This window comes from Amycolatopsis sp. FBCC-B4732, assembly GCF_023008405.1.
Classification (GTDB): Bacteria; Actinomycetota; Actinomycetes; order Mycobacteriales; family Pseudonocardiaceae; genus Amycolatopsis; species Amycolatopsis pretoriensis_A.
In genome coordinates, this window is sequence record NZ_CP095376.1 from 7,778,092 (window position 1) to 7,798,761 (window position 20,670).

The 20,670-nt window shown below is 71.2% G+C and carries 21 protein-coding genes; 7 read left to right on the forward strand and 14 right to left on the reverse strand.

Features of this window, described 5'->3' with window-relative positions; translation table 11 throughout:
• Positions 1–583: 583 nt before the first annotated feature.
• Positions 584–1,018: a hypothetical protein gene (locus MUY14_RS34715; RefSeq protein WP_247015575.1), complete on the forward strand. Its 435-nt coding sequence runs from the start codon at positions 584–586 to the stop codon at positions 1,016–1,018.
• A 91-nt stretch (positions 1,019–1,109) separates the two neighbouring features.
• Here the strand turns inward: MUY14_RS34715 and MUY14_RS34720 are convergent, their stop codons facing one another.
• The gene (locus MUY14_RS34720; RefSeq protein ID WP_003097368.1) at positions 1,110–1,313 is read right to left on the reverse strand and encodes a cold-shock protein; all 204 of its coding nucleotides are present in this window, start codon (positions 1,311–1,313) and stop codon (positions 1,110–1,112) included.
• Between the two features lie 457 nt (positions 1,314–1,770).
• On the opposite strand from MUY14_RS34720, the gene MUY14_RS34725 reads away from it, so the two are divergent.
• The 5 genes from MUY14_RS34725 (at position 1,771) to MUY14_RS34745 (ending at position 4,765) form a co-directional block, all read left to right on the forward strand.
• Positions 1,771–2,982, forward strand: a complete 1,212-nt coding sequence (locus tag MUY14_RS34725) for an Ig-like domain-containing protein (protein ID WP_247015577.1) — start codon at positions 1,771–1,773, stop codon at positions 2,980–2,982.
• Between the two features lie 175 nt (positions 2,983–3,157).
• Complete coding sequence (locus tag MUY14_RS34730; RefSeq protein ID WP_247015579.1) at positions 3,158–3,460, forward strand: hypothetical protein; 303 nt, start codon at positions 3,158–3,160, stop codon at positions 3,458–3,460.
• A gap of 4 nt (positions 3,461–3,464) precedes the next feature.
• Positions 3,465–4,016: a SigE family RNA polymerase sigma factor gene (locus MUY14_RS34735; protein ID WP_247015581.1), complete on the forward strand. Its 552-nt coding sequence runs from the start codon at positions 3,465–3,467 to the stop codon at positions 4,014–4,016.
• A 5-nt stretch (positions 4,017–4,021) separates the two neighbouring features.
• Positions 4,022–4,489, forward strand: a complete 468-nt coding sequence (locus MUY14_RS34740; RefSeq protein ID WP_247015583.1) for a hypothetical protein — start codon at positions 4,022–4,024, stop codon at positions 4,487–4,489.
• A 21-nt stretch (positions 4,490–4,510) separates the two neighbouring features.
• On the forward strand, positions 4,511–4,765 hold the full coding sequence (locus MUY14_RS34745) for a hypothetical protein (protein WP_247015585.1): 255 nt from the start codon (positions 4,511–4,513) through the stop codon (positions 4,763–4,765).
• 64 nt (positions 4,766–4,829) lie between these two features.
• On the opposite strand, the gene MUY14_RS34750 is transcribed toward MUY14_RS34745, so the two are convergent.
• Complete coding sequence (locus MUY14_RS34750; RefSeq protein WP_247015587.1) at positions 4,830–6,122, reverse strand: MFS transporter; 1,293 nt, start codon at positions 6,120–6,122, stop codon at positions 4,830–4,832.
• Positions 6,123–6,401: 279 nt separating this feature from the next.
• On the opposite strand from MUY14_RS34750, the gene MUY14_RS34755 reads away from it, so the two are divergent.
• A complete protein-coding gene (locus tag MUY14_RS34755) occupies positions 6,402–6,995 on the forward strand; it encodes a PaaI family thioesterase (RefSeq protein WP_247015589.1) in 594 nt (197 codons plus the stop codon).
• Between the two features lie 69 nt (positions 6,996–7,064).
• Here the strand turns inward: MUY14_RS34755 and MUY14_RS34760 are convergent, their stop codons facing one another.
• The 12 genes from MUY14_RS34760 to MUY14_RS34815 form a co-directional block, all read right to left on the reverse strand.
• Positions 7,065–9,734, reverse strand: a complete 2,670-nt coding sequence (locus tag MUY14_RS34760) for a serine/threonine-protein kinase (protein ID WP_247015591.1) — start codon at positions 9,732–9,734, stop codon at positions 7,065–7,067.
• Positions 9,735–9,789: 55 nt separating this feature from the next.
• A complete protein-coding gene (locus MUY14_RS34765; RefSeq protein ID WP_247015593.1) occupies positions 9,790–10,764 on the reverse strand; it encodes a glutamate ABC transporter substrate-binding protein in 975 nt (324 codons plus the stop codon).
• Positions 10,761–12,179: a hypothetical protein gene (locus MUY14_RS34770; protein ID WP_247015595.1), complete on the reverse strand. Its 1,419-nt coding sequence runs from the start codon at positions 12,177–12,179 to the stop codon at positions 10,761–10,763. Before MUY14_RS34770 ends, MUY14_RS34765 begins: the two co-directional genes overlap by 4 nt.
• 81 nt (positions 12,180–12,260) lie before the next feature.
• Entirely contained in the window at positions 12,261–13,373 is a 1,113-nt protein-coding gene (locus MUY14_RS34775) for a sensor histidine kinase (protein ID WP_247015597.1), read from the reverse strand.
• An 18-nt stretch (positions 13,374–13,391) separates the two neighbouring features.
• Positions 13,392–14,654 (reverse strand): helix-turn-helix domain-containing protein, encoded by a 1,263-nt coding sequence (locus MUY14_RS34780; protein ID WP_247015599.1) that lies wholly within the window; start codon positions 14,652–14,654, stop codon positions 13,392–13,394.
• A gap of 106 nt (positions 14,655–14,760) precedes the next feature.
• Positions 14,761–15,747, reverse strand: coding sequence for an alpha-ketoacid dehydrogenase subunit beta (locus MUY14_RS34785; protein WP_281506204.1), 987 nt, complete (start codon positions 15,745–15,747; stop codon positions 14,761–14,763).
• 10 nt (positions 15,748–15,757) lie between these two features.
• The gene (locus MUY14_RS34790; protein ID WP_247015601.1) at positions 15,758–16,663 is read right to left on the reverse strand and encodes a thiamine pyrophosphate-dependent dehydrogenase E1 component subunit alpha; all 906 of its coding nucleotides are present in this window, start codon (positions 16,661–16,663) and stop codon (positions 15,758–15,760) included.
• Positions 16,660–17,718, reverse strand: coding sequence for an ATP-NAD kinase family protein (locus MUY14_RS34795; RefSeq protein ID WP_247015603.1), 1,059 nt, complete (start codon positions 17,716–17,718; stop codon positions 16,660–16,662). Before MUY14_RS34795 ends, MUY14_RS34790 begins: the two co-directional genes overlap by 4 nt.
• Positions 17,719–17,892: 174 nt before the next feature.
• Positions 17,893–18,117 carry a heavy-metal-associated domain-containing protein gene (locus tag MUY14_RS34800; protein ID WP_247015604.1) on the reverse strand — a complete coding sequence of 75 codons (225 nt, stop codon included), beginning with the start codon at positions 18,115–18,117 and terminating at the stop codon, positions 17,893–17,895.
• Between the two features lie 64 nt (positions 18,118–18,181).
• Positions 18,182–18,385 carry a cold-shock protein gene (locus MUY14_RS34805; protein ID WP_013222289.1) on the reverse strand — a complete coding sequence of 68 codons (204 nt, stop codon included), beginning with the start codon at positions 18,383–18,385 and terminating at the stop codon, positions 18,182–18,184.
• 208 nt (positions 18,386–18,593) lie between these two features.
• Positions 18,594–18,767 carry a hypothetical protein gene (locus MUY14_RS34810; RefSeq protein ID WP_247015606.1) on the reverse strand — a complete coding sequence of 58 codons (174 nt, stop codon included), beginning with the start codon at positions 18,765–18,767 and terminating at the stop codon, positions 18,594–18,596.
• A 214-nt stretch (positions 18,768–18,981) separates the two neighbouring features.
• The gene (locus tag MUY14_RS34815; protein ID WP_281506342.1) at positions 18,982–20,640 is read right to left on the reverse strand and encodes a thiamine pyrophosphate-binding protein; all 1,659 of its coding nucleotides are present in this window, start codon (positions 20,638–20,640) and stop codon (positions 18,982–18,984) included.
• Positions 20,641–20,670 lie beyond the last annotated feature (30 nt).

Below are 20,670 nucleotides of genomic sequence, written 5' to 3' on the forward strand. Positions count from 1 at the left end.
CCGGCCGCGCAACAAGCTGGCTCACCCGTGGGGGCACCCCGTCCGGCCAGTCCCTCCCACGCTGAACAAGCCAGCTCGCCCGCGTAGGCACTCCGCCCGACCAGCCCCTCCCTCCACTGAACGAGCCAACTCGCCCGTCGGCCAGCCCCTCCTCCACTGAACGAGCCAGCTCGCCCGCCCGGCCAGGCCCCCCACCCCACGCTGCCCGCCCTCCCGGCCCCACCTTCCCGAGCCCCGTTCCGGGCAACGCCCCGGGCCGGCCGCCCCACCCGCCCAGCCGCCTCGATCTCCCGCGCAACCCCTCCCGGCCATCGCACCCACCCCGCCGGACCCGCCCGGAAGCGCGTAGGTGAGCCCTCAGCCCGCGCGCCCCACCGAGTCGTGCCCTTATCCCGTCGTCCGAGAATTTGTCGCGCACTGTTCTTGATCGATTCGCTCGGTTATTACGACATTGCCCTCCGTTAAAACTCACTCCAGCGCATTGCGCTGATTGGGGGATGGTTGCTCTGTTTGGGGAAATTCAAGGGCGTGTCGTGGCTCACAGTGGTTTGCGGGGCGAGACCTAACCGTTATCGTGGCTGGCGTGCCTCTTCCCTCCCTTGGCCGCTTGAGCAGCCGCACGAACCTCAAAGCCGCGTCCTCCGGGCGCCATCGTGGTGCCGCGAAGCCTGCGGACGACGGTGTCGTCGAGGACAAGGAACTCACCTCCTACCTCGCCGCGCTGGCGCCCGATGCCGACAACGAGAGCACCGGGACCGGCAAGCGCTTCGGCGAGGCGCAGGTCATCCAGCTCCGGATGAGCCTCATCGCCAACCAGCAGCTGAAGGACATCGCCGCCGAGCGGGACATCTCGCCCCAGGCGCTCGCTCAGGAGTGGATCCTCGAGCGGCTCAACTGGGAAGGCCAGGCGGCCTCGCTGCAGGACCAGCGCCAGCAGACCGGTGACCTCACCGACCTCACCGACGAGTTCCACTTCCCCGCCGACGCCTTCGAAGCGCCGGCCCTCGGACGGCGCTGAACCGGCCAGATCCCATGAGAAAGGGCCCCCGGCGACCGAAATCGCCGGGGGCCCTTCGCTCAGGCCTTGAGAAACGCAGAGGGCCTGGTTGTCAGATCGCGCGGACCTTCTGGGCCTGCGGACCCTTCTGACCCTGGCCGACCTCGAACTCCACTCGCTGGTTCTCCTCGAGAGTGCGGAAGCCGCGGCCCTCGATCTCCGAGTAGTGAACGAAAACGTCGCCTTCGCCGCCGTCCTGCGCGATGAAGCCGAAGCCCTTCTCCGCGTTGAACCACTTCACAGTGCCTTGCGCCACCGCTGTACTCCTCGTTACACAGATCCGCTTCGAATGCCACCGAAGCGGCACCCCGACCGTCCCGGGCGGTTCCAACGAGACGAGTCAAGAGCGGGTCGGCTCCATGGCTCGCGTCAGAAGTTCCGCGAGTGTGAAGCCACGAACACGCAAAACGACGGCCTGAGAGCAGACTACCGGGATCTGGCCAAAGTTGAACCCCGTGATCGAGGCGAAAACCGGCTCTGCGCACCAAGGTCACCGGAACGTCGTAGGGCTCCCACCCGGTTCTGTCGGACCCACCGGCTAGTCTGGCGCAGCACAGCGACACCGTGATCACCGGATACGGCTCGGAGTCGCCCGTGCCCCCTCAGTGAAAGCCCGCAGCGATCATTGTGACCTTCGTCACGTGACTCTTGCTCAACGTCGATGGTCCGCGAGGCGTCTCGAAGAGGGGAGGCACCAAATGGGGCAAAGGGGAATGGGTGTGACGGTGAGGACTTCCACGCGGCGCCGGGGCGCGGCAGTGGTACTGGGCTTGGTCGCGGTGCTCGCGCTGGGGGCGTGCAGCAGCGAACCGACGGTCTCGGCGAGCGGCACTTCGGGCGGGGGCCCGACGGCTTCTCCCGCGCCGAGCGCACAGCCCGCGAAGCTGACGGTGACGCCGGCGGGCGGCGCGCAGGACGTGGCGCCGGGCGAACCGGTGGGTGTCCAGGTCGCCGACGGCACCATCGTGTCGGTCACGCTGACCAACCCGGAGGGCAAGCAGGTCCAGGGCCAGGCGTCGGCGGACAAGAAGAGCTGGAGCACCACCGAGCAGCTCGGCTACGGCAAGACCTACACCTGGGCCGGGCAGGCGCAGGGCGCGGACGGCAAGAACGTCGCCATCGGGGGCGCGTTCACCACCGTCAAGCCGCGGCGCCAGCTGTCGGCGAGCCTGAACGTCGGTGACGGCCAGACGTACGGCATCGCGATGCCGATCGCGCTGACCTTCCCGAGCCGCGTCACCGACAAGGCCTCCGTCGAGAAGGCGCTTTCGGTCGAGACGACGCCGAAGGCCGAGGGCTCGTGGGCCTGGCTGAACGGCGACACCACGGTGCACTGGCGGCCGAAGGAGTACTTCAAGCCCGGCACGCAGGTGAAGGTCAACGCCAAGATCTACGGCGTCAAGATCGGCGACGGCGTGTACGGCAAGCAGGACGTGTCGGCAAGCTTCGCGATCGGCCGCTCGCAGATCGTCAAGGGCAACACCACGCAGCACACGATGCAGGTGATCCGCGACGGCCAGCAGATCGCCGACTACCCGGTGAGCTACGGCCTCGACTCCGACCCGGGCCGCGTGACGCACAGCGGCGTGCACGTCGTGATGGGCAAGCAGGCCACGTACGCGATGAGCAACCCGAAGTACCACTACGAGAACGTCGTGGTGCCGTGGGCGGTCCGGATCTCCAACAACGGCGAGTTCATCCACGGCCTGGCGGCGTCGGTCTGGGCGCAGGGCAAGAAGAACGTCTCGCACGGCTGCCTGAACCTCTCGCCGGCGCGGGCGAAGGAGTACTACGACGGCGTGCTCACCGGTGACCCGGTGGAGATCACCGGCAGCACGCAGACGCTGACCGCCAAGGACGGCGACTACAGCGACTGGACCTACGACTGGGCGAGCTGGCAGAAGCTGTCGGCCCTCGCCGGCTGAAGCCACTGAGGAGGACCGGGCGGCCGGGAAGTCCATCGCGGACTTTCCGGCCGTTCGTGTTTTCCGTGTGGCTCCGTTTTCCCGAAAAGCCGATGCAACCCCGATGACCACCCGCCGCATGACTACGGGCAGAGGCGCGGCGATCCCGGTCGCGTCCGCGAGAAGAGGAGCTGTCTTGCGTATCCGCATCGCCCTGACCCTCGGCGCGCTCGTGCTCGCCGGTGGTGCCCTGTCCGGTGGCATCGCGCTGGCTTCGGACGCGCAGCCGCCGGCCCCGTCGGCGACGACCCGCCCGAACGAGCCGACCCTGGCCCCGGCGCCGACGGCCAGCCAGCGGCCGCAGCAGGCGCCGTCCGCCGTCCCCGCGCCGCGCGAGACCCGCGCACCGCGCACCGGTCCGGCGCCGCGCGTTCCGCGTGCCGTGCCGGCCGGCCCGACCGGTGACCTGCACCTGCCGGCCATCGGGGTGGCCCGGTAGCCAGGTGATCTCCCGCTCCCGTCCGTCGACCGGGCCGGGCTCGCCGTGGGACGGCGAGTTCGCCCGGTACTTCGGCGAGCGCGCGCACAGCCTGCGCTCGACCGCCTTCCTGCTCTGCGGGGACTGGCACCAGGCCGAGGACATCACGCAGGCCGCGATGCTCAAGCTGTACCTCGCCTGGCCGAGGCTGTCGCGCCACGACGCCTTGGACGCCTACGCCCGGAAGGTCGTGCTGCGCACGTTCCTCGCCGAGCACCGGCGCAGCAGGTGGAAGCGGGAGCGGCTCACCGACACCCCGCCGGAGCTCCCGGCGGAACCGGCCGCGAGCGACCAGGACGCCCTCGTCCGGCAAGCTCTGGCCGTACTGGCTCCGAAGCAGCGCGCCGTGCTGGTGCTGCGGTACTTCGAGGACCTGAGCGTCGAGGAGACGGCGAAGGCGCTCGGCTGCAGCACCGGCACGGTGAAGAGCCAGGCCTCACGGGGCCTGGCGACGCTGCGCAACCGGCTCGGCCCGCACTACGCGCTGACCTTCAGCGCGAACACGGAGGGGAGGTGACGAACATGGACCCCGAAGACGACGTCCGCGCGTACCTGACCGGCGCGGCCGGTGGCGCGCAGCCGCCGATGCGCCTCGAAGCCGCCGATGTGATCGAGCGCGGTGGCCGGGTCCGGCGACGGCGCAAGCGCCTCGCCGTGGCGAGCACCTCGGCCGCGACGGCGGTCGTCCTGGCGGTGGCCGGTTTCCTGGCCGGTCACCGCGCCGGACCGCCGGAGCCGGTGCAGCCCGCCGGGCCGGGACTGTCCACGATCGGCACCAGCTCCCCCGCACCGTCGCCGCCCGTGGAGGTCCCGGCGACGTCGATCGCGCCGCCGTCGGCCGAGCCGGACCGCGTGCCCTCCCGGGCCACGAGGGCTCCGCAGGCGCCGTCGGCGGGCCGTCCGACGCAGCGGTCGGCACCGACCACCAGCCGGTCCTCCCCGCAACTCACGGAGACGGTCCCGGACCCGCCGGTCGCCACCTCCCGCTGACGTTTCCGCAGGTCAAGACACGTGGTGCAGATCACCGTTTCGACGTGGGTTTCTGACGAAATACGCGTGCCCCTCGTGGCGATATGCCCTGTGGTGTTCCGATCGGACGCCGGACAACTGCTCAGCCGGACGCTTCGCCGCCGGCCCGAGAAACCGAGGAGGAAGCACATGGTGCTCGCCGCGCTCATCGTCGAAACCGGAATCGCTGTCGTGGTCGCGGGCTCGCTCGCCGCTTGGTCCCGCAAGCGCTTCACTCCTCGGAGCGAAGCGAACTGACCCCCTGACGCACGTGTGCCCCGCCCGGTGATCCGGGCGGGGCACGCGTCTGTCCGACGGCTGCTCAGCGCTGAGCAGCCGTGGAGGCCAGTTTTCCGCCGCTGTCCTCGGTGTCGATCTGTTCCATCGGCACCTGCGACGTCTCCGGGATCTTGATGATCGGGATGATCGCGATCAGCGCCGCCGCCATCAGGTAGTACGCCGGCCAGTCTTCGTTTCCGGTGCTCTTGATCAGCGCCGTCACGATGACCCCGCACGTACCACCGAACAGCGACGTCGAGATGTTGTAGCCGATCGCGAAGGAGCCGTAGCGCACCCGCGTCGGGAACATCGCCGGGAACGTCGAGCCGATCACCGCCAGCATCAGCACCAGCAGCAGCGCCACGATGAGGAAGCCGACGAAGAGCCAGAAGATGCTGCCGGACTGCATCAGCTTCAAACTCGGCCAGCTCAGCACCAGGAACCCGATGGCCGCGGTGAGCAGCAGGGGCTTTCGCCCGATCCGGTCGGACAGCGCGCCGAGCGGGATGATGATCGCCATCTGGATGACTTCGACGGCGATGATGATCAGGGTCGACGTGTTGTCGTTGATCTTCAGCGTGTCCGTGAAGTACGTCGGCATCGTGGTCAGCAGCAGGTAGTCCGCGACGTTCAGCAGCAGCACGATGCCGATCAGGTTGAGGATCATCCGCCAGTTGCGGACGAAGATCTCCTTGAGCGGCGCCTTCTTCGGGGCCTCGCCCGCGGCCTCCATCCGGCGGAACTCGGGGGTGTCCTCGAGCTTGTTCCGCAGGTAGAGCCCGATCAGGCCGAGCGGCAGCGCGACGAAGAACGGGATCCGCCAGCCCCAGGCGTCGACCTGGTCGGCCGACAGGGACAACGTCACCGACAGCACGACGAGGTTGCCGAGCACGTAGCCGGCCAGCGTGCCGAGTTCGAGGAAGCTGCCGAAGAAGCCACGGCGTTTGGTGGGCGAGTACTCGGCGATGAACGTCGCCGCTCCGCCGTACTCACCGCCGGTCGAGAAGCCCTGGATGATCCGGAGCAGCAGGATCGCGATCGGCGCCGCGATGCCCATGCTGTAGCCGCCGGAGTACGTCGGCAGCACGCCGACCAGGAACGTGCAGCCGGACATCAGCAGGATCGTGATGGCGAGGACCCGCTTGCGGCCGAGCTTGTCGCCGAGCGGGCCGAAGAACGCCCCGCCGAACGGCCGCACGATGAACCCGACCGCGAGCAGTGCCAGCGACTTGAGGACCGCGTTGCCTTCCCCGGGGAAGAACAGCGTGCCGATGCTGGTCGCGATCGCACCCGAGGTGAAGACGCCGTAGTCGTACCACTCGGTCGCGTTGCCCATGGCCGAAGCCCAGACAGCGCGTTTGACGGTTCTCTCGTCCGCTGCGGGTTTACCCGTGGTTGCTGCTGGTTCGCTCATGCCGGCGACGACCTCCTCCGCGCAGTGCCCATTGGGCCGTTCGAGCTCATCCGACCAGTCTTGACCGGGTCCCGCAGGTCGGCAGTCTGAGCCATCAATCTTCTACGGTGGGGAACTTTCCGGCTACTGAGAGATGTAGGCCCCCGGTACCCGGCCCGGGTCGGGTACGGCGCCGGCCTACCCGCCGGTTAACGTCAGCGCATGAGTCGTGTTTCTCAACCGTGGCCGCCGGTGGCTGTGGAGCCCGCGGTCCCGCACCCGAAGGCGCCGGCGCCGGGCACCGAGCTCGGCGTGCACTTCGCGGAGTGCTTCGGGTGCGGTGACGAGGCCGACGCCGGGCTGCACCTGCGCTCGACGGTCGGCGAGGGCCAGGTCGTGCGCTCGCGGTTCACCGTCACCGCGGCCCACCAGGGCGCGCCCGGGCTCGCCCACGGCGGCCTGCTGGCCTGCGCGTTCGACGAGGCGCTCGGCTCGGCGGTCGGCAACCTGATGCGCCGCCCGGCGGTCACCGGCAAGCTCGAGACGGATTTCCGCCGCCCGGTGCCGGTCGGGACGACGCTGTTCATCGAGACCCGGCTGGACGGTGTCGCCGGCCGCAAGATCTACGTCAGCGCGGACGGCCGCCTCGACGCCGAAGACGGCCAGATCGCGGTCAGCGCCCGCGCGCTGTTCGTCGTCGTCGGCTTCGAGCACTTCAGCACCCACGGCGACCCGCAGGCGCTGGAGAAGCTGGCCGAGCAGCACGCGAAGAACCAGCGCGCCCGCGAAGAGGGCGACTGGGAGATCAACCCCTGACGTCACTTTCCCTATGAAAGTTCCGGCCAGGTCCGGGGGCCGGCGCAGCTTTCCCTGGGAAAGCTGCGGTCAGGTGAGGGTCCGGGGCCGGATCGCGTTGGCGCGGTCGACCAGCTCGACGCGCTGCTCGACCGTGCTCGCCAGCCGCGCCAGCGCCCGGTAGCAGCGCTCGAGGCCGAACCGCAGCTCGCGCTCCTCCATCGCGCACCCGAGCACCCGCGCCCCCGGCGTCGGCCGCCCGTTCTTGAGCCATTCGTACGCGGCTTCGAGCACGTCCGCGCTGAGCCGGGTGCGGCGCTCGACGTCCAGGCGGAGCCGTTCGAGCCTGCTCGACGCGTCGAGCAGGTCGTGCTCGGTGACCGGGGTCTCGCGGCCCTTGGCCTTGGTCACCGACGTCTTGATCTTGATCGCCGCGACCTGCGCGTCGACGTAGTGGGTGGACGACGGCGGCACGGTCTCGAGCACCTCGACCGCGCTGGAGCGCGCCCCCTGCGCCAGGTACACGCGGGCGAGGCCGAAGGCGGCGCTGACGTAGGTGCGGTCGGTGCGCCAGACCAGTTCGTAGAACCGCGCGGCGGCGAAGTAGTCGCCGACGCCCTCGGCGCTGACGCCGAGCGCGAGCTTCGGCGCGGCCTCGCCGGGCAGGTCGTCGTACACCGCTTCGAACGCGACGTGCGCGACCCGCGACCGGCCGCCGGCCAGCTCGATCAGGCCGCGGTACCAGTCGATGCGCCAGTCGTGCGGGAAGCCGTTCTTGATCGCCAGGTACTGCGCGGCCTGCAGCTGCCGCTGCGCCTCGGCGAGCTCGCCCAGCTCGATCCGGGCCCGCACGATCCGCAGCCGGACCTCGATGGACTCGCGCGGCGCGCCGGAGAGGGCCTCGATGGCCCCGCGCGGTTCGAGGGTGGTGGTCGTGGCGAGCACGCCGGCGGCCGGGTCGTCCGTGTCGACCTGCGGGATCGGCAGGCCGGCGACGACCTCGTCGGCGCCGGGCAGCGGCACGCTGGCGCCGGCCTCCGGCACGACCAGCTGGACGCCGAACGTGCGGATCTCCGGGCCGAACACGGTGGACGCGCCGGGCCGCGGCTTGCCGGTGCCGAGCGCCATGATCTCGCGCAGCACGCCGGTGAGCTGGTCGGCCATTTCCTCGGCGGAGAGGAAGCGCCGGTCCGGGTCGGCGTGCGTCGCGCGGCGCAGGAACCGGTGGTAGGAACCGAAGAGCGCGAACAGCGGGACCGCGTCCGGGCCGGGCAGCGTCGTCTTGAACTTGGTGGTGTAGCCGGTGAACTCGAAGCTCAGCACGGCGAGCGTGCGCCCGACGGTGAACAGGTCCGACGCGATCGACGCGCCCTGCGTCGGCAGTTCCGGCGCGCTGTAGCCGGTGGTGAAGAACAGCGGGCTCTCGTAGTCGTCGGTGCGGCGGACCGCGCCCAGGTCGATCAGCTTGAGCTGCTCGTTGGTCTGGATGACGTTGTCCGGCTTGAGGTCGCAGTAGAGCAGGCCCTGGCTGTGCAAGTACCCCATGGCGGGCAGGATCTCGAGCCCATACGCGAGGACCTGGCCGATCGGCAGCGGCTCCGGGCGCCGGCTTTCGCGGTGGTGCGCCAGCGCGAGCTGGCGCAGCGACTGGCCGCCGATGTACTCCATCACGATGTAGCCGACGGTCGTGCCGCTGTGCGCGTCCGGGTGCTGCACGAAGTTGTGGATCTTGACGATGTTCGGGTGCTCGACCTCGGCGAGGAACCGCTGCTCGTTGGCCGCGGCCGCCATCGCTGTCGCGTCACCGGTGTCGATCAGTCCTTTGAGGACGACCCAGCGGTCGCTGACGTTGTGGTCCTGCGCCAGGTAGATCCAGCCGAGCCCGCCGTAGGCGATCGCGCCGAGCACTTCGTACTGGCCGCCGACGAGTTCGTGCGGCTGCAGCTTCGGCAGGAAGGAGAACGGTGTCGCGCAGTTCTCGCACTTCCCTTCCGGGGCACCGGGTTGGCCGTCCTTGCCGCGGCCGACCTTCGCGCTGCAGTTGCCGCAGAAGCGCTTTTCCTCCGACACCACCGGGTTCGTCAGGACCGCCGACGCGGGGTCGCGCGCGGGCACCGGCGGGACTTCGACCAGCCCGGCGCCGAGCCGGCCGCGGCGCGACCGCGACGTCCGCGACGACGTCCGCCGCGAAGTGCCGGGGAACGAGCCGGACCGGGAGTCCGAGCCGCTGCCCGTACCGGTTCCGGTGCCGGTGTGCCGTCCTTCGCTGCTGCGTTCGGGCAGCACGCTTTCGGTGCCCGGGTCCGGCAGCGGCGTGCCGGGACCGGTGTCCGGCCGCGGCACCGGCGGCATGATGCTCTGGGTTTCCGGCGCCGGGGCCGCGAGCACGCTCGTCAGCTGCGGCTCGTCGGGCTGCGGCGGGCGGACGGCCTGCGTCGCGACCGGCTGGACCGGTGGCAGGACGGGGTTCATGCTGCCGGGCGGCTTGGTCGGGTCGTCCGCGCCCGGGATCGGCGCGCCGCGCGGCGGCGTCGGCGGACGGCGCACGGGGGCGTGGAAGACGGTCTCTTCCCCCCGCGGCGGCGCACCGCGTGACGGCACGGCCCGGGGTGGCTCGCCGTCGTCGAGGCGGCCGGAGATGGACGGCTCCGGCGTCTCCCACCGCACGGGTGGCGGCGGTTGCCAGCTGCTGCCCGGCGTGGCCGGCTGCGGCTCGTCGTCCGGTGCGGCGTGCCGAGGACGGCGCGGCTCCTCCGACACTGCTACCTCCCAGATCCCCGGCGACGTGCGGGAACCGATCCTAGTCGCGGTCCGCTCACTGGTACTGCGCCTGCGGCGGCGAAGCCGGCCCCAGCGACGACTCGACCCAGTGGCGGTAGCTGTTCTGCCAGGCGCCGCTGTTGCGGATGTTCTCGAGCACGGCGTTGACGAACTTGACCATGTCCTCGTTGTCCTTCGGCACGCCGATGCCGTAGTTCTCCTGCGTGAACTGGTCGCCGACGACCTGCAGCGTCGGGTCCTGCGCGGCCATCCCGGCGAGGATGGTGTCGTCGGTCGACACCGCGTCGACCTGCCCCTGCTGGAGCATCACCAGGCAGTCCGACCAGTTGTCGACCGAGACCGCCTGCGGCTTGGCCGGGTCCGTCGCGATCTTCGCCAGCGACGTCGACTTCTTCGCCGCGCAGACCTTCTTGCCGCTCAGGTCGGCCAGCTTCGTCGCCTTCGACTCCTTCGTCACCAGCAGCCGCTGCCCGGCGACGTAGTAGACGGACGAGAACTGGACGTCCTTCTTGCGCGCGCAGGTGATGCTGTAGGTGCGGACGACGATGTCGACCTGGTGCTTCGTCAGGACGTCCTGGCGCTGCGACGACGTGATCGCGCGGAACTGGACGCGGCCTTCGGGCGCGCCGAAGATCGAGCGGGCGATCTCGTTGACGAGGTCGATGTCGAAGCCCTCGAGGTTGCCCGAGGTGGGGTTGCGGAAGCCGAACAGGTAGGTGGTCTGGTCGACGCCGGCGATGAGCTTGCCGCGTTCCTTGATCTTCGCCATGGTCGAGCCGTCGAAGACCGATGTGCCCTTGTCGGGCTGCAGGCTGGCCAGCGGGTTGCAGCTGGTGTCGCTGCCGCCGCCGGCGGCCGCGTCCGGGCCGCCCACGTGCGCGGGCTGCGGCCAGGCCGCGTTGCCGACCGGGGCCGGGTCGACCGGTTTCCCGGGGCTGCCGCAGGACGCCGCCAGCAACGCGACGACCGCCAGCACACCCGCCCGGATCGTGTTCCCCCGCCTGCTCACCGGTACTCCCTCAGTCGCTCCCGGATTCCCATGGTGACACCCGCCGCGGCGACGACCGCGAGCACGGCCAGGCCGGGGGCCAGCAGCGTCAGCGCGCGGTCGCCGTTGTGGGTGTCGTCGAGGAATTCCTGCCTGCCGACGTCGATGGCGGCCTGGAGGCTGTCGTCGAGCCGCCGGAACGCCGGGGCCGAGCCGTCGGTCTTGTCCTCCAGCACGGCGAAGTCGACGGCTTCCTGGTACTGGCCGGCGTCGTCCTGGGCGCGGACTTCCTTGTGCGCCTTCAACCAGTCATTCGCGGCCTTCGTCGCGTCGGCGACCTTCGTCGCTCCTTCGCCGTCCTGGATGAGGCCGCGGGCTTCGCCGAGCAGGCCGCCCTGGCCGTCCGGGCCGACCAGCTGGGCCGCGTTGGTGCCGAAGTCGTTCTCGTACGCGGCGCCGTCGCCGCGCGCGACCAGGGTGAGCGTTTCGTCGGCACGGGCCTGCAGCGCGGCGATGCGCGCGCGGACCAGCACGTCGACGCGGTGCGAGCCGTCGGCCTGACCGCTGCCGACCAGGCTGCCCTGCACGACCAGCGCGACCGCGCCCCACAGCAGCGAGACCACGACGGCGGCCGTCGCGACGACGAGCCCGACGTTGAGCAGCCGGTTGGTGCGCTTGGTCAGGTAGACCTGCGCGGCGATGAGCGCGGCCAGCAGCGCGATCACCAGGATCGTGGCGAGCCACGGGAACCCGGTCGCGCTGTCCTGCTCGTCGATCAGGCGCTCGGTGTCGACGCGGTAGAGGTCCTGGGCGGCGGGCAGGATCTTCGCCCGCATCAGCTCGGAGGCTTCGCGCAGGTAGGAGGCGCCGACCGGGTAGCCGAGGCGGTTGTTCGTGCGAGCCGTCTCGACGAGCCCGGTGTAGGCGGGCAGCGACTGGTTGAGGACGTCGACCGGGGCGGCCGCGTCGGCGACGTCGGCGGCGTCGGAGGCGGCCTTCGCGAGCGCGGCGCCGGCTTCGGCGATGTCGCGCTCGTAGCGCTGGCGGAGCTCCGGCGGTTCGGTGCCGATGGAGAGGAACGCGCTGGCGGCGGTCGCGTCGGCGTCCGAAAGCGAGCGGTAGACCTGCTGCGCCGCGGCGGCGAGGGGTTCGCGGTGGTCGATGACGCCGGTGATGGTGTTGTCGCGGTCCTGCACCGACAGCGTCGCGACCAGCCCGGCGAGCAGCGACAGCAGCACCAGCCCGACGGCGATGACGGTGAGGCGGCCGGGGGTCGTCGCGGCGGACCGGATGATCGCGCGGACGCCCTGTCCCGGCAGGTCCAGGAGTCCCAGCAGGCCGCTGCGGCTGCCTGCGCGGTCACCGCCGTCCGGTGGCGGCGGCGGGGGTCCCGGCGCGGGCGCCGTCGGACCCGGGGCCGTCGCAGTGCTGGTCATCCCCGATTCCTCCCCAAAACCGTTACTCGCAGAAGGTAGCCGGTCCGCCCGGCGCGCGGGTATCGGCACCGCCCGCTGTCATCAGCACGTGATCTCGGCGGTCACCCGCCAGTCACCGCCTTCCGGACCCGACGTCACCGTGCCACCGGCGAGGGCGACGCGCTCCCGCATGCCCGCCAACCCGAAACCTTCACCTGTTCGAGTGATGCCGAGAGTGTTGCGGACGTCCAGCCGGACGACGTCGGGCGCGTAGCTCAACCGCACCCGGACGTCCTCGCCCGGCGCGTGCTTGCCCGCGTTCGTCAGCGCTTCCCGCGCGGTGCCGGCGAGCGCGACGACCACCGCGGACGGCAGCGGCCGCGGCTCGCCGTCTGCGCCGAAAGCGACGCTGACGCCGTGGTCGCGGGCGTGCGCGGCGGCGGCCGCGGCGAGCACGTCGGCGAGCGGCAGGACGTCCCTCCTGAGCGCGGCGACGGCGTCCCGCGCTTCGGCGAGCCCGTCGGCGGCGAGCCGTCGCGACCGCTTGACCGACCGCAGTGCACCGTCCACATCGGACTTTTCTTCGAGCAGCGCCTCGGCGAGTTCGAGCTGGACTCCCAGTGCCCCCAGCGAATGCGCGAGGACGTCGTGGAGTTCGCGGGCGATCCGGGTGCGTTCGTCGAGCGCGGCGGCGCGCGCGTGTTCGGCCTGCGCGAGCCGGGTCTGCTCGAGCAGCGCCTCGGCCTGCGTCGCCTGGATCTCGTACTGGCGGCGGTTGAGCCCGACGAGGACGAGCAGCACCAGCACGGCCGCGTCGACGACGCTCTGCCCGCTGAGGAGGTGCGACGTCACCGCGAGCGCGAGGTCCAGCAGGCCGATCCCGACGATCACGCCGACGCCGACCGCGGTCAGCGTCGCGAGCCTGCCGAGCGCGATGGCGGACAGCAGGATCGCCGAAGAGTCCGCGGCCCGGCCGACGAGCGCCGCCGGCAGCGCGCTCGCGACGGCGAGCAGTGCGGCCGCCGTCCTCGGCAGCCGCGACGCGAGGACGACGAAGCCGAGCCAGCAGGCGCTCGCGACGCCGTAAGCGGCCCAGATCAGCGGGTCCGGCTCGCGGGCGGTGAGCAGCGTCGCGGCGAAGAAGAGCGTGCCGAGCAGCTGCACCACGAGCCAGCTGGGCGCGATGGTGTCGGGCAGCAGGGGACGTTTCGGCACGCCCCCATCTTTCCCGGGTCAGCCGCGGATCGCCGGGGCCAGGGAGTGCGGGAGCACGGCTTCGGGGCTGGGCGGCCGCTGGACCAGCACCTCGACGTCGTCGGCGAAGCGGTAGGGCTTCGCGCCGAGGATGCCGCCGAAGTGGCGTCGCAGCCGGGACATCTCGGCGCGGACGGTGACCGTGCGGCCGGCGTCGCCGAAGAGGTCGGCCGACAGCTCGGAGGCCGAGCGGCCGTCGCGGTGGCTGGCCAGCACGTACAGCATCTCGGCGTGGCGCGGGCTGAGCCGGTGCGTCCAGGTGCCGGCCGCGCCGGCCACGGTCAGCTCGGGCTCGCGCGGTGACCGGACGTCGAGCACGACCCGCGTGGGCGGCGCGGCCTCGTCGTCGGCCGGGCGGATCAGCCAGCCGCCGGGCACCGGCTCGACGACGCAGTTGCCGTACGCGGGCAGCCAGACGCGGCCGGGCTTGAGGCCGGCGGGCAACGCGATCCGGTCGACCGGCGCGAGGCCGGCGGCCGCGGCGACCCAGCCGTGCTCGTCGGCCACCACGGCCGGCCCGCCGACCTTGCCGAGCACCGGGACGGCGAAGCCGCGAAGCCGTTCCAGCTCGGTGAGGTGGGTGGTGCGCAGCTGCGCCTGCGCGAGCCGCGTCACGGCGTCCACCAGCGCCAACGTCGTGGCGTGGACGGTCGAGGCCGGGCCGGAGAGGTCGACGATGCCGAGCAGCTTGCCATCGCGCGGGTCGTGCAGCGGCGCGGCGGCGCACGTCCAGGAGTGCTGGGCGCGGACGTAGTGCTCGGCGGAGTAGACCTGCACCGGGCGGCGCGCGACCAGCGCGGTGCCGATCGCGTTGGTGCCGACGGACTCTTCCTGCCAGTCGACGCCTTCGACGAACCCGAGCGCGTCGGCGTGGCGGCGGACCGCGGCGCTGCCGTCGCGCCAGAGCACCGTGCCGACCGCGTCGACGATCACCATGATGTGCGCGGCCTGTTCGGCGAGGGTGAGCAGGCCGCCGCGCAGGGTCGGCAGCGCATCGGCCAGCCCGCTCGCGCGGCGCCGGGCTTCGAGCTGCCCGGCGGTCAGGACGGGCGCGGAAGCGCGGCCGTCCGGGTCGACGCCGAGCCGGCGCATCCGCTGCCAGGACGCGCCGATGACCGCGCGCGGGCGGCTGGGCAGGGCTGTTCCGGCCAGGGCCGCCTCGTGCACCTGCGAGAGGACACGCGCGTGCCGCCGGGGGTCCGCCCCGGCCGGCAACGCTGCCTCGAGGTCTCGCTGACCCAACCGCCACTCCTTGCGCTCTGCCTCCTCAGTCTGCCTTTTCGATCCGGTGATCGGAAGGTGGCGACGATCTCGCCTTTTCGGGCCCGGAGCTACCCGGGCGCCCGGCTCAGCGCCGGTACCCGACGACCGCCTTCGCCGCGTTGAGGACCTTCTGCGCGTCCGGGATGTAGAGGTCCTCGAGCGCGTCGGAGAACGGCACGGGCGTGTGCGGCGGCGTCACCATCTCGATCGGCGCCCGCAGCGAGCCGAACGCCTCCTTCGCGACGAGCGCCGAGATGTCCGTGGCGAGGTTGCACCGCGGCGACGCCTCGTCGACGACGACCAGCCGTCCGGTCTTCTCGACGCTCGTCAGGATCGTCCGGGTGTCGAGCGGGCTGGTCGTGCGCGGGTCGATGACCTCGGCTTCGATCCCGGAGGCGGCGAGCTCCTTCGCCGCCCCTTCGGCCATGGCGACCATGCGGCCGATCGCGACGATGGTGACGTCGCCGCCGTCGCGGACGACGTTCGCCTCGCCGAACGGGATCGTGTAGCTCGCCGCCGGGACGTCGCCGCTGGTGTCGTGGAGCGCCTTGTGCTCGCAGAAGACCACCGGGTCGTCGTCCCGGATCGACTGGACCAGCAGGCCCTTCGCCTCGTACGGGCTCGACGGCACGACGACCTTCAGCCCGGGGATGTGCGTGAAGATGGGGTACAGGCACTGCGAATGCTGCGCGCCGGCCCGCAGTCCGGCGCCGTACACCGTGCGGATGACGACCGGCGTGCGGGCGGCGCCGCCGAACATGTAGCGGAACTTGGCGGCCTGGTTGGAGATCTGGTCGAAGCAGACGCCGGTGAAGTCGATGAACACGAGTTCCGCGACCGGCCGCTGCCCGCGCGTCGCGGCACCGATCGCCGCGCCCACGAACGCCGACTCGGAGCTCGGCGTGTCGAGCACCCGGCCGGGGAACCTGCGGGCCAGGTCGGCCGTGCCGCCGCGGGTCCCGCCCCAGGCGTCGTCCACGCCGCCCTGGCCCAGCACGATCACCGACTCGTCCCGGGCCATCTCCTGCGCGAGCGCCTCGTCGATCGCCTCGCGGTAGCTGATCGTGCGCACGAGGGCTCCTTCAGTACGAGACGTAGACGTCGGTTTCGAGGTCTTCCCGGCTGGGTTTCGGTGCGGACCTGGCCGCGGCGACGGCGTCCTCGATGAGCTGCGCGACCGCGGCGTCGATGGCGTCGAGGACCGGTTCGCCCAGCTCACCGCGGTCGGTGACGGCGGCGCGGAACCGCTCGAGGCAGTCGAGGCCCGCGCGCGGGTTCGGCCCGGTGAACTTGACCTCGATCAGCGTCGGGCCGCCGCCCTCGCGGGCGCGCTCGACGGCCTCACCCGCGGCTTCGTGGACGGCGAAGAAGTCGAGCCCGTCGACGATCACCCCCGGTACGCCGAACCCGGCGGCCCGGTCGGCGATGTTGTCCGACGCGACGGACCAGGCGCTCGACGTCGCTTCGGCGTAACCGTCGTGCTCCGCGACGAAGATCGCGGGGAGGTTCCAGGCGGACGCGAGGTTCAGCGCCTCCAGCGTCGTCCCCCGGTTGCCGGCGCCGTCGCCGAAGAACGCGACGCCGACGCCGCCGGTGTTCTGCTGTTTCGCGGCGAGCGCGGTGCCGCAGATGAGCTGCGGGCCACCGCCGACGACGCCGTTCGCGCCGAGCAGGCCCTTGGCCAGGTCGGCGATGTGCCTCGAGCCGCCCTTGCCGTGGCAGGACCCGGTCGTGCGGCCGTAGATCTCGGCCATCATGGCGTGGACGTCGACGCCCTTGGCGATGCAGTGGCCGTACCCGCGGTGGGTGCCGGTGACCGCGTCCCGGTCGTCGAGGTGGAGGCAGACCCCGGCGGCCGAGGCCTCGTCACCGGCGTAACCGGGTACGAACCCGGGGATTTCGCCGGTCGCGAACTCCTCGTGCACCCGCTCCTCGAAGGTCCGGATGGTGCGCATCACGCGGTAGGCCTCCCGCAGGGTGTCCGTCATCTTCGACGCTCCTTCCCCGGCTCGGTCTCCGCGCGCAACAACCCTTTCCGCGCCGCTTCCGCCATCGCCGCCCGGACGTCGACGCACCACGGCCCGTCCGGCTTGAGCTCGACGAACGCGCTCTCGCCGTTCTTCAGTTCGAGTTCGCGCTCGCCGTCGAGCGCGATGACCCCGCCGGCCGCGGCCAGTTCCACGCGCACGCCGGGCCGCAGGACGCCCCACCCGCGCACCCCGACGGGCCGCACGAGCCCGGGCGCGATCGGCGCCTGCACGATGTACGGCGTCTCCCCGACCGGCCCGAGCTGGAGCGCGACACCGTCCGGGCTGGACCGCGGGCTGGGGCAGAGCTGCCCGGCAACGCTCGAGAGGCCGATGCCGTCCGGCTCGGCGAAGGTGCAGTACAGCTCGGTGAGCGTCGACGGGTCCCACAGCGCCCGCGCTCCGATGTGCTTGCTCAGCGACACGCAGACGTCGACGAGCGCGATCTCGCGCCGTGCCTTCGTGACGACCTCCAGCACGCTGACCCGGTGCGTGACGAGGTCGGGATCGATCTGCCCGGTCGCGATCAGCCCGGCGGCGAGGCCGGCGACGGTCGCTTCCCGCATCTGCGGGAACGCGTTGTTGGTCCCGGTCGAGAGCGCGAGGATCGGCACGTCTTCGCAGGCCGCGGCGGCGACCCGGGCGGTCCCATCCCCGCCGAGGACGACGATGACCCCGGCCCCGGCTTCGACCATCCGCCGCACGGCGTTGGTCGTGTCGGCCGCGGTGCCGGTGAGCGGGTCGTCCTCGCAAAAGTCGACCTCGGGCCAGGCCCCGTTCCGGGTCCCGCCCCTGTTCCCGCCCCGGCCGAGCGCCCGCAGGACCGCGGCGGAGATCCCGCCGAGATCGGTCGAGACGAGGGCGCGGTCGAGCCCGGTCGCGGCGAACGCCGCCAGCAGCCGCTGGACCATGTTCGCCTTCTCCGCGGTGGGGAACACCGAAGCTTGCGCGACCAGCCGGCGGATGTCCCGCCCCGAAGCCGGATTCGCGACGATCCCCGCCACCGTTTCGCCCACCTGACCTCCAGACACTTCACCGGAGAACAGCAGACTCCGCGGATGGCGCGGAAGGAAGGGTTGCAGGCCGTTGCAGTGCTGAGCGGTGGCCTGGAGGCGTCGAACGACACCCGGGCGCCTCGATGATCTCCAGTGGACAGTCCACCCTGGAGAAATCCCACCGTGCGTGGGGCGCTACCCGACGAGGCTGACGACGCCCTGGTAGGTGTAGCCGGCCTCTTCGACCGCGCCCCGGACGTCGGCTTCGGCCAGCGCGGCTTCAGCGCGCACGATGACGCGGTCGCTGGAGACGTCTACGTCCACTTCGGTCACTCCGGGCAGGCCGGTGAGTTCTTCGGTGACCGACTGCGCGCAGTGGCCGCAGCTCATGCCGGAGACGGTGTAGCCGTGCTCGATCATGGTGCGCAGCTTACGAAAAGGGCCGCCACCCCGAACGGGTGACGGCCCTTCCCCAAGATCAAAGTCAGATCACGGTGACCGACGTGGCCTGCGGGCCCTTCTGGCCCTGGCCGATCTCGAACTCGACGCGAGCGTTCTCTTCCAGGCTCTTGAAGCCGTTACCCTGGATCTCGCTGTAGTGAACGAAGACGTCGCCGCCACCGTTGTCGGGGGTGATGAAGCCGAACCCCTTCTCGGAGTTGAACCACTTCACAGTGCCCTGAGTCATCAAAAATCTCCATGTGTAACACCAAAAAACAGGAAGCCACTTCGGCGCCCCGGGTCATCACCCGGACGGTTTGCTTCCTCGGCGAGGAGACACTACGCCCGCTGAGTTCTGCGAGCGTGACTCAACACGAACACAAAAATCGAGACCTTCAGCAGTAAAGCACACCTCGACGTGGGCGGACAAGCGGTCTTCACCCGGGAGAGGTGAGCTATTCGCCACTCGCCGGGCGCAGCCCCTCCGTGGTGAACGGCGAACGCCAGGCCGTGTCGTGCTCGTCCGCGACCACGGCGTCGTCGTGGGCCTCGGCGGAGGCGCTGAACAGCACCGGTACGACGCCGGAGGACTTCCGCGCTGCTTCGGATGCGTGCTGGTGATCGGTCACGTCGAAACTCCCCTCGTTCCCTGCCCGCTTCGGCGCGGGTCATGACCGTGATGGTGCCGTGCGGCACCGACAGAAACCGGTTGTCTCCCGCCGGGACCCGGCCGGGAAGGTTCAGCGGCGAACCACCACCGGAACACCGTCAGGCTACCTGAGCCTTCGTCGTGCTACCACACAACTTTCCCGGCGTTTCCCGTAATGAAACCGAGTGAAACCGTTACTGGGCGGGAGGTTGCGGACGAGCCTGCCCCAGCAACGACGAAAGCCGCACGTCCGGAGTCACCACATCGGGGTCCGTCCGCACGTCGATGACACACGGCCGCTGCCGCACCAGTGCGCTGGCGATGATCGGTTCGAGCTCTTCCCGATCGTCCACGGTGTACCCCGCCGCGCCCAGTCCACGCGCCCAAGAGGCGAAGTCGGTCAGCGGGATCGACACCCCGGACAGCCGCCCGTGCATCCGCGCCTGGTGCATGGCGAGCGCGCCGTGAACGCCGTTCTGGAAGACGACGACCATCACCGGCGCCCGGTACCGCACGGCGGTTTCGATCTCCTGCCCGGTCATCAGCGTCCCGGCGTCCCCCACCATGGCCACGACGGTCCGCCGCGGCTCGGTGAGCTTCGCCGCCACGGCGGCCGGCACGGCGTAGCCCATCGCGGCGTTGCTCGGCCCGAGCTGGCTGCGCGGCGCGGTGAAGCACCAGTAGCGGTGCATGAACTGCGCGAAGTTGCCGGCATCGCTGGTCACGATGGTGTCCTCGGGCGCCAGCTTCCGCAACGCCCGGACGACGTCCACCGGGTGCACCCGCGTGTTCCCGCTGGTGTCGGGCGGGGTCATGAACGTGTGCACGGCCGCGTTCGCCGCCGAAGCCCGCCGCGTCCGCGGCGACGCCACCGCCCGCAGCTCCCGCAGGAACGGCTCGACCTCCGAGTCGACGCGGAACGTGAGCCCTCGTCGCTTCGGGCTGACATCGATGCCGGTCCCGACCATGACCAGCGTCTGCTGCGGCGTCGGGTAGCGGTACGCCTGCGTGGTCACCTCGTCGAGCTGGGTGCCGAGCGCGACCACGAGGTCGGCCCGCTCGAGCGCGTCCAGCTGCCGGGCCGGGATGCCGAGCCCCAGGTGTCCGGCGTAGCGGGCGTGGTTTTCGGGGAAGGCGTCCTGCCGCCGGAAGGCGTTGTAGACGGGCAGCGCGAGCTCGTCGGCCACGGCGATCAGCTCGTCCCGCGCCGACCGCGCCCGCCCGCCGACGATGACCACGGGGTACTTGGCCTCGTCCACCAGTTGCGCGACGGCGTCCGCCGAACGGCCCAGCGTCCCGGACGCCGGCGGCCGCACCCGCGCCATCGGCTTCGCCGCGTCGTAGGGCATCCCCCAGACGTCACAGGGCACACCGAGCACGACCGGCCCCGGCCGTCCTTCCTGCGACGTCGTCAGCGCGTGCGCGAGCAGGCTGGGCAGGCTGTCCGGGTCGGTGACCCGCAGCGTCGACTTGGCGATCGATTCGAACATCGCCGTCAGGTCGGACGTCGGGAGTTCCCCGGACGACGACGGCACCGGTTCGGTCGACGGCGTCTCCAGCAGCACGACCATCGGGGTCTCGTCCTGGTACGCCGTTTGGACGCCGATCGCCAGGCTCGCCGCACTCGGCCCCCGGCTGGCGAGCAGCACGGCGGGACGCTCGGTGAGCTTGCCTTCGGCCTCCGCCATGAACGCCGCACCCGCGTCGTGGCGGGCCGAGACCAGCGTGATCTCCCGCTCGCGTTGCAGCGCGTCGAGCAGTTCCAGGAAGGACTCACCGACCACCGCGTAAACGCGGCGGACACGCGCCTCGGTCAGGATCCGCACGGCCGTCTGGGCGACGGTCGCTCCCAGTTGGTATCTAATGAGGAGAGCTTAGGCGGG